This is a genomic window from Rhodococcus sp. BH4, from assembly GCF_002079265.1.
GTDB classification, from domain to species: Bacteria; Actinomycetota; Actinomycetes; order Mycobacteriales; family Mycobacteriaceae; genus Rhodococcus_F; species Rhodococcus_F qingshengii.
Genome location: NZ_CP014941.1, coordinates 3,804,178 through 3,816,528, shown reverse-complemented (window position 1 = coordinate 3,816,528; position 12,351 = coordinate 3,804,178). Strand labels below are relative to the sequence as shown.

The 12,351-nt window shown below is 63.4% G+C and carries 15 protein-coding genes, 1 tRNA gene and 1 other RNA gene; 12 read left to right on the top strand and 5 right to left on the bottom strand.

Annotated elements, in window-relative coordinates; genetic code table 11:
• Positions 1–20: 20 nt before the first annotated feature.
• From A0W34_RS33445 to A0W34_RS17510, 6 genes are all read left to right on the top strand, one after another.
• Complete coding sequence (locus A0W34_RS33445; RefSeq protein WP_232329876.1) at positions 21–581, top strand: hypothetical protein; 561 nt, start codon at positions 21–23, stop codon at positions 579–581.
• A gap of 177 nt (positions 582–758) precedes the next feature.
• Positions 759–1,184: a DUF3052 domain-containing protein gene (locus A0W34_RS17530; protein WP_003941575.1), complete on the top strand. Its 426-nt coding sequence runs from the start codon at positions 759–761 to the stop codon at positions 1,182–1,184.
• 35 nt (positions 1,185–1,219) lie between these two features.
• Positions 1,220–1,684 (top strand): peroxiredoxin, encoded by a 465-nt coding sequence (locus tag A0W34_RS17525; RefSeq protein ID WP_003941619.1) that lies wholly within the window; start codon positions 1,220–1,222, stop codon positions 1,682–1,684.
• Positions 1,685–1,716: 32 nt separating this feature from the next.
• Positions 1,717–1,788: transfer RNA gene (locus A0W34_RS17520), tRNA-Val, on the top strand.
• 91 nt (positions 1,789–1,879) lie between these two features.
• Positions 1,880–2,104, top strand: coding sequence for a hypothetical protein (locus A0W34_RS17515; protein ID WP_081558012.1), 225 nt, complete (start codon positions 1,880–1,882; stop codon positions 2,102–2,104).
• A gap of 65 nt (positions 2,105–2,169) precedes the next feature.
• On the top strand, positions 2,170–3,189 hold the full coding sequence (locus A0W34_RS17510) for a cobalamin biosynthesis protein (RefSeq protein ID WP_081558011.1): 1,020 nt from the start codon (positions 2,170–2,172) through the stop codon (positions 3,187–3,189).
• Here A0W34_RS17510 and A0W34_RS17505 read toward each other — a convergent pair.
• Genes A0W34_RS17505 through A0W34_RS17495 form a run of 3 tightly spaced genes read right to left on the bottom strand, consistent with a single transcriptional unit; the run spans position 3,130 to position 5,290 of the window.
• Positions 3,130–4,068, bottom strand: a complete 939-nt coding sequence (locus tag A0W34_RS17505) for an SURF1 family cytochrome oxidase biogenesis protein (protein ID WP_081558010.1) — start codon at positions 4,066–4,068, stop codon at positions 3,130–3,132. The genes A0W34_RS17510 and A0W34_RS17505 overlap by 60 nt on opposite strands.
• Before the next feature lie 48 nt (positions 4,069–4,116).
• Complete coding sequence (locus A0W34_RS17500) at positions 4,117–4,608, bottom strand: low molecular weight protein-tyrosine-phosphatase (protein ID WP_007735468.1); 492 nt, start codon at positions 4,606–4,608, stop codon at positions 4,117–4,119.
• The gene (locus A0W34_RS17495) at positions 4,595–5,290 is read right to left on the bottom strand and encodes an HAD hydrolase-like protein (RefSeq protein WP_081558009.1); all 696 of its coding nucleotides are present in this window, start codon (positions 5,288–5,290) and stop codon (positions 4,595–4,597) included. Before A0W34_RS17495 ends, A0W34_RS17500 begins: the two co-directional genes overlap by 14 nt.
• Positions 5,291–5,346: 56 nt before the next feature.
• Between A0W34_RS17495 and cobC the strand changes: the two genes are divergently transcribed.
• The 4 genes from cobC to A0W34_RS17475 all read left to right on the top strand — a co-directional run bounded on the left by cobC (position 5,347) and on the right by A0W34_RS17475 (position 9,493).
• A complete protein-coding gene (gene cobC, locus A0W34_RS17490) occupies positions 5,347–6,381 on the top strand; it encodes an Rv2231c family pyridoxal phosphate-dependent protein CobC (protein ID WP_081558008.1) in 1,035 nt (344 codons plus the stop codon).
• Positions 6,378–7,511: a Nif3-like dinuclear metal center hexameric protein gene (locus A0W34_RS17485; protein WP_030537562.1), complete on the top strand. Its 1,134-nt coding sequence runs from the start codon at positions 6,378–6,380 to the stop codon at positions 7,509–7,511. Before cobC ends, A0W34_RS17485 begins: the two co-directional genes overlap by 4 nt.
• Positions 7,512–7,619: 108 nt before the next feature.
• The gene (locus A0W34_RS17480; protein ID WP_081558007.1) at positions 7,620–8,357 is read left to right on the top strand and encodes a zinc ribbon domain-containing protein; all 738 of its coding nucleotides are present in this window, start codon (positions 7,620–7,622) and stop codon (positions 8,355–8,357) included.
• Positions 8,354–9,493, top strand: coding sequence for a bifunctional RNase H/acid phosphatase (locus A0W34_RS17475; protein WP_081558006.1), 1,140 nt, complete (start codon positions 8,354–8,356; stop codon positions 9,491–9,493). The genes A0W34_RS17480 and A0W34_RS17475 overlap by 4 nt, the downstream gene beginning before the upstream one ends.
• 29 nt (positions 9,494–9,522) lie before the next feature.
• Here the strand turns inward: A0W34_RS17475 and A0W34_RS17470 are convergent, their stop codons facing one another.
• Entirely contained in the window at positions 9,523–10,758 is a 1,236-nt protein-coding gene (locus A0W34_RS17470) for an SLC13 family permease (protein WP_081558005.1), read from the bottom strand.
• 28 nt (positions 10,759–10,786) lie between these two features.
• Entirely contained in the window at positions 10,787–11,314 is a 528-nt protein-coding gene (locus A0W34_RS17465; protein ID WP_007735458.1) for a DUF1697 domain-containing protein, read from the bottom strand.
• A gap of 54 nt (positions 11,315–11,368) precedes the next feature.
• Between A0W34_RS17465 and rnpB the strand changes: the two genes are divergently transcribed.
• Positions 11,369–11,783: RNase P RNA component class A (gene rnpB, locus A0W34_RS17460), an RNA gene on the top strand.
• A gap of 319 nt (positions 11,784–12,102) precedes the next feature.
• Positions 12,103–12,288, top strand: a complete 186-nt coding sequence (locus A0W34_RS17455; RefSeq protein ID WP_007735457.1) for a hypothetical protein — start codon at positions 12,103–12,105, stop codon at positions 12,286–12,288.
• Positions 12,289–12,351 lie beyond the last annotated feature (63 nt).

The following is a 12,351-nucleotide window of genomic DNA, read 5'->3' as shown; positions in this document are numbered from 1 at the left end:
TGGGGGATCGATCGGAACGTATGAAGGGGTGGGAAAAAATAAACAAAGAAATCAATTACGGCAGGGTCGGGGCGTGGGTCTCGGTCGGATCGATCGCAGTGGGACTGTCGGTGATCGTGGGATGTTCGGCGGCGGTGACCGGATCGGCAGTACCCAATGAAGCGCACGTGGCTGCATACCAATCCGAGGTGAGTATTTCGATGGCCGCCGCGTCCTCGTCGAAAGCGGCGGCAGATGCGGCAGAGGCAGCTTTCGCGATCTGTGAGGAAGCGGTCTCTCGATCGAAAAACGACGTGGTCGCGTTCAACGCCTATGTCGACGCCGGAAATCATGGTGAGACCGACCTGAGAGCCGAAGCAAGCGCTGCTGCTTCGTCGGCCAGGGACACCGCCTCGTGGTTCCACTCGGTCTCGAGTGAACTTCCGGCGCAACTCTCCGGACTGTTCGACGAATTGGCCGCGAACCTACGTTCATCTGCTGTCGTGATCGAGAGTGATCATTCGGCGGATGAAATCAATTCGATCAGCGATGCGAGCAATTCGATTCGCAAGTCGATCTTCGATGAATGTGGATCCCTGTGACCTGCGGTAATCCGCAGGCGTAAGGTTCGCCGTGTGTCAGAAGACGATCTTTGGTGAAAGTTTTCGGCGTGGTCGGCTTGCGCTAACGCCTCAGACCATGTTCGCTTTCCCTAATTGATCGTCAAACGGTAGGTGTGCGGGGTCGCCACACACCATCAACAAAAGGAGGACCCCACCGTGGTCGCCGCGGCGGATGCCCAGAACTACGCTCAGAAACTCGGGATTACCACTGACATGGTGGTGCAGGAACTGGGCTGGGATGAGGATACCGACGACGGCATTCGTGCCGCGGTTGAGGAAACCATCGGCGGGGAAATGCTCGACGAGGATTCCGACGAGGTCATCGACGTCGTGCTGCTGTGGTGGCGCGACGAGGACGGTGACCTGGTGGACGCCCTCATGGATGCCATCGGGCCCCTCGCCGACGAAGGCTTCGTGTGGGTTCTCACTCCCAAGACCGGTCTCGACGGACACGTCGAGCCCAGCGAGATCGCCGAATCGGCGCCGACTGCCGGCCTGACGCAGACATCGGCAGCCAACCTCGGTGACTGGTCGGGAAGTCGACTGGTTCAGCCGAAGGCTCGTCCGGCCAACAAGCGCTGACCCGGTCCTTTCCGCACTTTCCCAAGGAATCGCACATGCCTCTCGAAGTTGGTGCCCAGGCACCGGATTTCACCTTGAAGGACCAGAACAACCAGGAAGTTTCGCTCGCAGATTTCCGCGGTAAGAAGAACGTTCTGCTGGTCTTCTATCCGTTGGCCTTCACCGGTACTTGTCAGGGGGAACTCTGCAAGGTCCGTGACGAGCTTCCGAAGTTCGAGAACGACGACACCGCCATTCTCGCGATTTCTGTCGGTGCTTCGCCGACTCACAAGATCTGGTCGGCCGAGCAGGGATACACATTTCCCTTGCTGTCGGACTTCTGGCCGCACGGTGAGGTCGCTCAGAAGTACGAGGTGTTCAACGACAAGTTGGGCTTCGCGAATCGTGGCACCTTTGTCATCGACAAAGACGGAATCATTCGTTTTGCCGAGATGAACGGCCCCGGAGAAGCCCGTGACCACGGACTTTGGGCAAATGCGCTTGCCGCGCTAGAGTCTTAGAGCACTCCCGGTGAGGGTCTCACCGGGAGTTCGGGCGTGTAGCTCAGTGGTAGAGCTCTGGTTTTACACACCAGCGGTCGGGGGTTCGAAACCCTCCGCGCCCACCGAAGAATTCAAGCCCCGATCTGCGTCGACGCAGATCGGGGTTTTTTCATTTTCGGCAACGAATTGTCCGCAATACGCCATTCTGGACGTATGTCCAGTTCTGTGATCGAAGTAGCCGTCGACCCGACGCGCGTGCATCCCACCCGTCCGCACATACACATCGCCGAGATGCCCAGTCTCAGTGTTGCGTTGTTCGCGGGGCAGACGATCCGGGTTCGTTCCCAGAGCGACGCACTGGCGACCGGGATTGCCCGTGTCTGGGAAATCAACCGAATGCACCGCTTGATCTATCTGACGATCGACTGGGACAGGTAGTGCTCAGCTCGGGCAGACACGTGACGGTTGGCCAGAGAACGAGCGTGGCTGCTAAAACTACGCTCGTGCACATTTCGGTTCGCTCGTCCCGATCTCGATTCAACGCGCGAGCTGCCGGGCTTCTCCTCGGATTCGTCGCGGATCGGGTCTTCGCCGATCCGGGGCGGTTCCATCCGGTCGCCGGCTTCGGAACCGCGGCTATCGCGCTGCAGAAGATGTCCTACCGGGACTCGCGCGCGGCCGGAACACTTCATGTTGCCGTGCTCTTGGCCGGCACCGCAGGACTTGGGCTCGCAGCCGAAACAGCGTCGCGCCGGGCCGGTTGGGTGGCCGTCACGGGTACGACAGCGATGGCTACTTGGGCCGTGCTCGGCGGGACGTCGCTTGCACGCACCGGCATCGACATGGCCGCTCGATTGGAGGCGTCACAGGTCGATGGTGACCTGACGAAAGCGCGCGAGCTTCTCCCTTCACTGTGTGGACGCGATCCATCGGTACTGAGCGAGGAGGGCCTCACGCGTGCAGCGCTGGAGTCGGTCGCCGAAAACACCTCGGATGCAAGCGTCGGTGCAATGTTCTGGGGTGCAATTGCGGGCGTGCCGGGTCTGTTCGTCTACCGCGCCGCCAACACCCTCGACGCGATGATCGGCTACAGCTCCGAGAAATACCGCAGATTCGGGTGGGCTGCGGCGAGGTTCGACGACCTGGTCAACATCGTCCCCGCTCGGCTGACAGGTGCGCTGACGGCTGCGTGTGCACCGGTGGTAGGCGGCTCGGTTCAGGAATCACTGGCAGCGTGGAAACGCGACGCAGCGGCTCATCCAAGCCCCAATGCGGGCGTCGCGGAAGCGTCGGCGGCAGGGGCGTTGGGCATTTCGTTGGGTGGTCGGACCGAGTACGCGCACGGGGTGGAGATGCGTCCCGTCCTCGGCCGCGGGACTGTGCCGACGCCGAACGATCTGCGCCGCGCGTCGAGGCTTTCGTCGGCGGTGCAGATCAGTGCAGTTGTGGTGTCAGCGGGTATTTCAGCGGGTATTGCCGTATCGATCGGCAAGTTTGGCTTCCTGCGCCGTCAGCGGCACTGATTCCGGCTCCGGCTTCTTGCGACGGCTGAAGGTACGAGTCGGTTCGGCGGGGGGTGCGGCAGGCGCGGATACCGGCGCTTCCGGGGTCGTCTCGGTAGCGGCGTCGTCCGCTGCGAAGCCGTCGACAGCTGCTTGAGCTGCCTTCTCCTTGCGACGTTCGCGCCACTCCGCGCGAATGAAGTAGGCCAGTCCGAGCGGCGCCATGATGCCGAACGCCAGCCACTGGAACCCGTACGAGAGGTAGGGGCCTGCATCGAGTTGGGGGAGAGGGATCGTCCCCAGGCCGCCGGGCTGGTCGGGTTCGAGTTGGATGTACGCGTCGATCAGGTCCGTTCCGATGAACTCGCCGATAGGTTGTGCGTCGATCGAGTAGACCTGTTTCGCGCCGTTCTCGAACATCGGAACTCGGCCGGGCGCGGTGCCTTCCGACAGACGCACGCGACCGTTGAGAGTGACCGGATCGGTCGGCGGCGCAGCGATGGGCGGTGCCTCGGCGCCGTTGATCGGCCGAACGTATCCGCGATTGACGAGGATCGTGCGGCCGTCGTCGAGAAGGAAAGGCGTCAGGATCTCGTACGACGGTGCGCCCTCGATGGACTGCAGTCGAACGAGGATGTCGGCGTCGGGCAGATAGGTGCCTGCCGCGGTGATGTTTCGCCATTCGTCGTCCGGTGCGATCGTCGAATCGGCGATGACGTCACCGATCGGCACGGTCTCCGCGTTGATCGAGTTCGAGATCAGATCATTGCGGTGCTCGGTCTTTGTGTTCTTGCCGAGTTGCCATGGGGCGAGCACGGTGAAGCACAGGTAGGCGAAGAGCCCGACCACAGCTGCCAGTACCAACCAACCGGGCCGCAACAGGAATTTCAGTCTTCGCACACGTCCACGGTATCCGTTGCCCGAACGGGAGTGAATTTTGCTCCGGGTTCAGGCCCGCTCGCGGATCCAGTCGAGTATGTCGGGAATGGCTGCTTCGATCTGGTCTCGCACCAGTTCGAAGTCCTCCTGATCCCCGTAGTACGGGTCCGGAACCGATTCTCCGTCAGCCTCGGGGTCGAACGATCGCAGTAGGCGCCGACGCTCGGTGGGCACGCCGAGATGAGCAAGCTCACGTTCATGGCCGGTGTCGAGGGCGACGACCAGATCGGCCGCGAGATGATCTGCATTGACCTGCGCGGCACTGTGGCCCGTCGGATATCCGGCCGCTCGGAGCACGACGTTGGTCCGCTCGTCGGCCTCGCTACCGGTGTGAAACCCCTCGGTACCTGCACTGCTGACACGGACTCGGTCGGCGAGGCCTTCACGGTCCAGATGCGCGAGCAAGATCTTTTCGGCCATCGGTGACCGGCAGATATTGCCGGTGCACACAAACGTCACATGAAGTGGTTCAGTCACGTGGAGTGGTTCAGTGGCGGCCATCGAGAAGTCCTCCCAGTTCGGATGCCGACGATACGGAGCGAAACGCTTGCCGCGCTTCCTCGGCGGAACCGTAGCCCCATTCGACGACGACGGTGGGGATGCCGTACTTCGCGGCGCCGAGCACGTCGTGATCACGGTCGCCGATCATGAGAACGTCGGGGGTTCCGCCGTCGGATGCGAGGACGGGAGTGATCCCGAGTGAGGTCAGCGAATGCGCGATCACATCGGGTTTCGCCCGACGAGTTCCGTCGTCACTCGCGCCGCCGATGAACTCGAAGTGCTCGGCCAGGCCGAAATGCTCGAGGATTCGAATGGCGAATCGCTCCGACTTGGAGGTGGCGACGGCCAGTCGGGTGCCGCTCGCGCGAGCCTTACCCAGGACGACGCCCATGCCTTCGTACACCGAGTTCTCCTGCCACCCGGTCGCGTCGTAACGCTCGATGTACGCGGCGATCGCCCGATCCACGTCCGCCGGGGCCATACCGAGTGACCTGAAGGTGTCGACCATCGGCGGGCCGATCACCGATGCCAACATCGCTTCCGTCGGCTCCGGATGGCCGACAGTTGCCAACGCGTGTCGGAAGCCGCCGTGAATGCCGGGAGCGGAATCGGTGATGGTGCCGTCCAGATCGAACAGAACTACGGGAAAGCGGTCGAGCGGTGGTGTCGTCACGGCACTCATTGTCCCGGACGGCAGGGGTGATGCCCGCGCACGGTGCTCGACCGTAGGCTGACCGGGTGAGTACCGGAACGTTTTACCTGGAGAGCTTGCGACATCATGGCGATGTCGAAGCGGAGCCCGGGTTACTCGATTTTGCCGTCAACGTTCAAGGCTCCGGCCCGCCGAAGTGGTTGCGGGATCGGCTGGCCGCAGGGCTGGCGACGCTCGGTTCGTACCCGTCGGCCGCGGCGGAACTGAAGGCACGCGAAACGGTCGCGCAGCGGCACGGGCGCCGGCCCGAAGAGGTGTTGTTGCTCTCGGGCGGTGCCGAGGGATTCGCGATGCTGCCGCGCCTGGGCGCTCGTTCGGCAGCGCTGATCCATCCGTCGTTCACCGAGCCGGAACTGGCACTGCGAGAGGCCGGTGTGCCGGTGACTCAAGTGATTCTGGAGCCGCCTTTCGAGCTTCGGACCGCGCAGATACCCGAATCCGCGGACCTTGTCGTTCTGGGCAATCCGACCAACCCGACGTCCGTGCTTCACCCCAAGGCCGATGTGTTGGCATTGCGTCAGCCGGGCCGGATCCTGGTGGTGGACGAGGCCTTCGGCGACGCGGTCCCCGGCGAAACGGAGAGCATCGCCGGTGTCGAGTCGGCGGATGTACTGGTCCTTCGGAGCCTGACCAAGACGTGGGCGCTCGCCGGATTGCGGTGTGGATACGCGATCGGCTCTCCCGATCTTCTGGCTCGACTCAGTCACGGCCGAGCCCACTGGCCATTGGGCAGTCTGCAGATCGAGGCCATCACGGCGTGCTGCGAACCGTTTGCCGTCGAGCAGTCGAGGATCAAAGCCGACGCGATTGCCGTGGACCGCCGAGACATGTCGCGGCGACTGACCGAGATCGGGATTGCCGTGCACCAACCCGCTGCGGGGCCGTTCGTGCTCATCGATGTCCGTGACGGCGCCACGATGCGAGAGCACCTGCGTGCCCGCGGAATCGCCGTCCGCAGGTGCGACACCTTTCCCGGACTCGGCCCGGATCGGCTGCGCGTGGCCGTCCGTCCAGCCGAGCAGGTTGCGGTACTGATCGAAGCGATGAAGGAGATCTTGTGAGTGGCCCCACCCTTGCGGACGTCATAGCCGTGCTGGAATCCGCGTATCCGCCGGCCCTGGCGGAATCGTGGGACTCGGTCGGTCTGGTCTGCGGCGATCCGGCCGACGCTGTGACGAGAGTGGTTTTCGCGGTGGATCCGACCGAGGCAGTGGTCGACGACGCCATCGCCTCCGGTGCCGACCTTCTGGTCGTTCACCATCCACTTCTGCTGCGTGGGGTGGACACCGTCGGTGCTCACACACCCAAAGGTGCGTTGGTTCACAAGCTCATCAAGGCGGGATGCGCACTGTTCTCGGCGCACACCAATGCGGACTCGGCCGACCCCGGAGTGTCCGACGCGTTGGCGCAGGCTCTGGGCCTGACCGTGCTTCGCCCGATCGAACCCAAGCCGACGCAGCCGCTCGACAAGTGGGTCGTCATGGTTCCGGTGGAGAATGCATCGGCCGTGCAGGATGCACTTTTCGAGGCCGGGGCTGGGCGGATCGGTGACTACAGCCAGTGCAGTTGGACCGTCACCGGTACGGGTCAGTTCCTGCCCGCCGACGGAGCGAATCCGACGATCGGGACCGTCGGCGCTGTGGAGCAGGTTCGCGAGAATCGTGTGGAGGTGATTGCCCCTCGCGGAAAGCGAAGCGCAGTGCTGGGCGCATTGCGTGCCTCCCATCCGTACGAGGAACCGGCCTTCGATGTCTTCGAACTCGCAGCGTTCCCCAGTTCACTCGGACTGGGGCGGTTGGGTGAGCTCGACCACCCCGAAACCTTGCGGGAATTCACCGCGCGAGTGGCGCGCTCACTGCCCTCGACCGAGTGGGGTGTTCGCGCGGCCGGAGATCCAGACGCGACCGTTCGTACCGTGGCGGTGTGCGGCGGTTCCGGCGACTCGTATCTCGACGTGGTGGCGGCACTGGGCGCCGACGTCTACGTCACTGCGGACCTGCGGCATCATCCCGCGGACGAGCATCTACGCGCCGGTGGCCCGGCTCTGGTCGACGTCGCGCACTGGGCGAGTGAATACCCGTGGTGCGCACAGGCGAAATCGGTGCTCGACGCCGCGTTTGCCGACAATCCGGAGTGGGAAAGCCGGGTTTCGACAATTCGCACCGATCCGTGGTGTTTGAGTGCGCATTAGTGCAGCGCTCTGCAAGGTACGGTTGCACGAACAATTCAAGAGCAGTTCTTCGAGAGCCGTCCTTCGCGAGCACTGCCGACATCGGACTTACAGCAGGAGTTATACAGCGTGAACGTCGAACCACAGGTGCAATCCAAGCTTCTCGACCTCGCCGGGGTGGATGCTGAGCTCACTCGGATCACCCACCGACGCGGAGCGCTTCCCGAGCAGCAGGAAGTCGAACGTCTCGAGGCCGAGCGAATCAGCCGTAAAGACGCGTCCGTAGCCGTCGAAATCCAGATCGACGACATCGATCGCGACATTCGCAAGCTCGAAGGCGAGGTCGACGCGGTTCGTCAGCGCGAGGATCGTGACCGCACACTCCTGCAGAGCGGATCGGTCGGGGCGAAGCAGCTCACCGAACTCGAACACGAACTCGGCAGCCTGGTCCGGCGTCAGGGGCTCCTCGAAGACGAGTTGCTCGAAGTGATGGAGCAGCGTGAGGCGTTGCAGGCCGATCACGATCATGCCGGTGCCCAGCTGTCGCAGGCCGAAGAAAAGCTGATCGACGCCAAGCGTCGCCGCGACGATGCCGTCGCTGATCTGGACAAGGCGCAGGAGCGTTGCGCCGCCGATCGTGAACGACTCGTCGGTGAATTCCCCGCCGATTTCCTTGCTGTCTACGAGAAGCAGCGCACCCTGGGCGGACCGGGCGCGGCGCTTCTGCAGGCACGCCGATGCGGCGCTTGCCGGATCGAGATCGACCGCGGCGAGATCTCCCGAATTGCCGCGACACCGGCCGACGTCGTCGTTCGTTGCCCAGAGTGCAATGCAATCATGGTGCGTACCAAGGAGTCCGGTCTGTGAATCCCACGCAGGTCATCGTCGAGGCCGACGGTGGATCGCGCGGCAACCCCGGCCCGGCCGGCTACGGCGCCGTGGTCTTCGACGCCTCGCGCTCGGTGTTGGCCGAACGCAAGGAAAGCATCGGTATCGCGACCAACAACGTCGCCGAGTACCGCGGACTGATCGCCGGGTTGACCGCTGCCGGTGAACTCGGCGCGTCGACGGTCGACGTCCGCATGGATTCCAAGTTGGTCGTCGAGCAGATGTCCGGGCGCTGGAAGGTCAAGCACCCGGACATGATTCCGCTGCAGCGGCGCGCTGCCGAGCTGGCGACGCAGTTCTCGCGAGTGACCTACACGTGGATTCCGCGCGGCGAGAACTCTCATGCCGATCGCCTTGCCAACGAGGCGATGGACGCGGCTGCCGGCATCGAAACCGGCCCAGTCGCACCTTCGGCCCCCGCACCTGCTGCACCTGCCGCGCCGTCCGAAGAGACGTCGGAGCCGCAGATCGCCGGCTCTCCGGGATGGATCGCCACCACCGGCAAGCCGACACGAATGTTGTTGCTACGTCACGGACAGACAGCGATGTCGGTCGATCGCCGGTACTCCGGACGTGGGAATCCGGAGCTCACGGAACTGGGCCGCGCGCAGGCTGCCGGCGCAGCCGGACGCTTCGGGAACCGAGGCGGTATCGACGCCATCGTCTGCTCACCCCTCGGCAGAACCCGTGAGACGGCAGAGGCATCGGCCCGCGTGCTCGGCTTACCCGTCGTCGAGCACAAGGGTTTGATCGAAACCGATTTCGGCGACTGGGACGGACTCACGTTCCGCGAGGCAGCCGAGCGTGACCCGGACCTGCATCGCGAATGGCTCTCGGACACTTCGGTGCGTCCACCGGGCGGCGAGAGTTTCGACGAGGTACGCGAACGAGTCGTCGCCGCGCGTGACGACCTGATCTCGACCTACGGCGGCGCGACGCTGTTGGTCGTCTCTCACGTCACCCCGATCAAGACTTTGGTGCAGCTGGCCCTCGATGCCGGGCCGTCGTTGCTGTACCGGTTGCATCTGGATCTGGCGTCGCTGAGTATCACCGAGTTCTATCCCGACGGGGGAGCCTCGGTCCGGTTGGTCAACGACACGTCACACCTTCGCTGAAAGAGCCCCGACGGCTGATCAGCCTCTGATCAGATCACCAACCACAGGGCGCTCACGGCGGCGAGCAGCGTCAGCGGCGTCGTGATGACCCCGAGCAGAGTGAATGTCGCCAGCGTGGGCGGTGCGCCCGCGCTGGTGGCGACTCGTCGCCAGAGCATCGTTGCCAGTGAGCCCACGTAGGTGAGGTTGGGGCCGAGGTTGACGCCGATCAACATCGCAAGCACCAGCGCTGGAGGTGCCGCCGTTCCGAGCGCTGCGATCATCAGCAAGGTTGCCGGCAGGTTGTTGACGAGATTGGACGCAACCGCCGCTACCGCGGCGACAAAGAGCAGTGAGCCGTAGCTGGTGTCGCCTGGCAGGATCTGCGCAATCCATTCGCCCACCGGCCCGTTCGCGACTCCGGCGACGATGATTCCGAGAACCAGGACGAACGCGCAGAACCAGAGGTCGGCAGCGTAGAGCATCTTGGCGGCGGTCGTACGGTGCCGAGCCAGAGCGATCGCTCCCAGGACACTCGCACCCACCACCGCGATCCAGGCGGGCTCGATCCCGAAGAAACCCGAAACCGCGAAACCGAGCAGCGTCATTCCGATCACCGTCAGCGGCAGAATCGGCGCAGGCGCAGATCTGGCTGCCACCGGCGGTTCGGCGCTGTCGCCCCGCGCGAGTTCCGAACGGAAGAACAGTCGAAAAATCAGGTACTCGACAGCGATCGTCACGACCCACGGCAACGCCATCAATGCGGTGAAGTGCAAGAACGTCAAACCTGTTGCGGCAAACGCGATGAGGTTGGTCAGGTTGGACACCGGCAGCAGGGTCGACGCCGAATTCGACAGGTGCGCACTGGCATAGGAATGCGGCCGGGGACTTGCTCCGATGGATCGTGCGGCCGCGATCACCGCGGGTGTCAGCAGCACGACGGTGGCGTCGAGGCTCAGGACCGCCGTGGTCAGGGCGGCGGCGCCGAACACATAGATCAGCAACCGGTGTGGATCGGCGAGGGATTTTCGCTGCAGGATCTGGCTGACCCAGCGAAAGACGCCGAGAGCATCGGCGGCATGAGCGAGAACCAGCACGGCAACCAGAAAGACGACGGTGGGTGCCATGCTCGCCAGTTCGTCGCGGGCTTCGTCGAGAGTTACGACGCCGGTCAGGAGAACGACGACAGCTGCCGGCCCGGCGATGACGATCTCGGGAAGCCCGCGTGGACGCACTATCGCGAAGACGAGGACGAGGGCGACGAGCAGGATCGGTAGAAGAGTCACGCGATGGTGCTCCGTGTCGGGGCGAGCGTCATTTGAGCAGTTTGTAGAGCGTGTTCAGGTTTCGGGTTGTGGTGAACGCCTTGAACTTCGGTTTTCCGGTGTTCCTGCCGAACGCGCTCTTGACGGTCTGCCCCTTCTCGACCTCCCAGTACAGGACTCCGTCGCCTGCCGCCACACGCTCGACCGAGGCATCGAGTTGCGCTGCTGCAGTGCTCAATTCCTCCAGGATTTCCGGCTCGGAGGCAACCATCGCATAAGCATGCCAACCCTCGCGTTCGCGCTCGAACGGGTAGTTGTCCACGATCGCCTGCAGTGTCGGAAGGTCGAGGACGAACACCCAAGCCTCGTAGCCGAACTCGCGGGCAAGGGCGGATTCGATCTGTTTCTTCAGCGTCGGGATGTCGGTGCTCGGACTGTCGAACAGAACGTTGCCTGAGGCCAACACGGTTTTCACCCCTTGGAATCCGAGGTCACCGAAGACTCTCGCCAGGTCCGCCATCTTGATGTTGATGCCGCCCACGTTGATACCGCGTAGCAGGGCCACGTACCGAGTCATACGGTGACCATAGTGCCGGCCACCGACAGGCGCCCGGTAGCATACGGGGGCGGACGAGTTGGCCGGGCGGCCGCGGCTTCTGGAACCAGCGCGTATCGCGCACAGGCCTGGGGCCGAGGAAAGTCCGGACTCCACAGAGCAGGGCGGTTGTTAACGGCAACCCGAGGCAACTCGCGGGACAGTGCCACAGAAAACAGACCGCCTGCCTTTCGAGGCAGGTAAGGGTGAAACGGTGCGGTAAGAGCGCACCAGCACCTCGGGTGACCGGGGTGGCTAGGTAAACCCCGCCCGGAGCAAGGTTGAAGGTCGCATCGCTCGCGGTGCGGCTGCGCAGGTGTTCGAGGGCTGCTCGCCCGAGCCTGCGGGTGAACCGCTCGAGGCACCCGGCGACGGTGTGCCCAGATGGATGGTCGCCACTCGGCACTTCGGTGCCGCAGGACAGGATCCGGCTTACACGCCGACTCGTCCGCCCGCGATCTGCACAGTGAGAAAAAGAAGACCCCCACCGGATCGGTGGGGGTCTTCTTTGTTCGAAAAGCTGTCAGACAGGCTTGATGACCAGCAGCGTAGCCCAGTACGTTGCCGCGTCATGGCCCATGAGCGGGAGGAGGTAATCGTAAAGAATTGCGGACATGCGCACTCCATTTTCTGTTCGTAGCTTGTGTTGGGCATTCAAGCAGAACTCACCGTTCGAATGTCCGGTTCTCACCTGCCAGGCCAAGTAGAAAGAATATCAGTCTCACAGCGATCTACAAGCTTCTATCTCACTCTGATGTCACACTGTGGATATGACTGATGAAGATCGACTCTGGTACTTCGACGTGTCCGACGGTTCCGTCACGCAGGGAAAGGGTGCGTCCTCGCTGACGAGGATGGGGCCGTACCCTGATCGGGACTCTGCCGAGCATGCATTGAAGATCGCTGCCGAACGCAACAAAGCCGCCGATCGGGCAGACGAAGACTGGAACAACTGAGCCTTGGAATAACTGAGCCTTGGAACAGTCGGGACTCGAACAACTGGGACCGGTACTGCTGCT

Excerpts from the sequence above, each read along its gene's own strand:
- A0W34_RS17500 (WP_007735468.1), bottom strand. The coding sequence starts at position 4,608 with ATGGCCGCCACTGAACCACTCCACGTGACTGAACCACTTCATGTGACG.
- A0W34_RS17455 (WP_007735457.1), top strand. The coding sequence starts at position 12,103 with ATGACTGATGAAGATCGACTCTGGTACTTCGACGTGTCCGACGGTTCC.
- A0W34_RS17515 (WP_081558012.1), top strand. The coding sequence starts at position 1,880 with ATGTCCAGTTCTGTGATCGAAGTAGCCGTCGACCCGACGCGCGTGCAT.
- A0W34_RS33445 (WP_232329876.1), top strand. The coding sequence starts at position 21 with ATGAAGGGGTGGGAAAAAATAAACAAAGAAATCAATTACGGCAGGGTC.
- A0W34_RS17465 (WP_007735458.1), bottom strand. The coding sequence starts at position 11,314 with ATGACTCGGTACGTGGCCCTGCTACGCGGTATCAACGTGGGCGGCATC.
- A0W34_RS17495 (WP_081558009.1), bottom strand. The coding sequence starts at position 5,290 with ATGAGTGCCGTGACGACACCACCGCTCGACCGCTTTCCCGTAGTTCTG.
- A0W34_RS17525 (WP_003941619.1), top strand. The coding sequence starts at position 1,220 with ATGCCTCTCGAAGTTGGTGCCCAGGCACCGGATTTCACCTTGAAGGAC.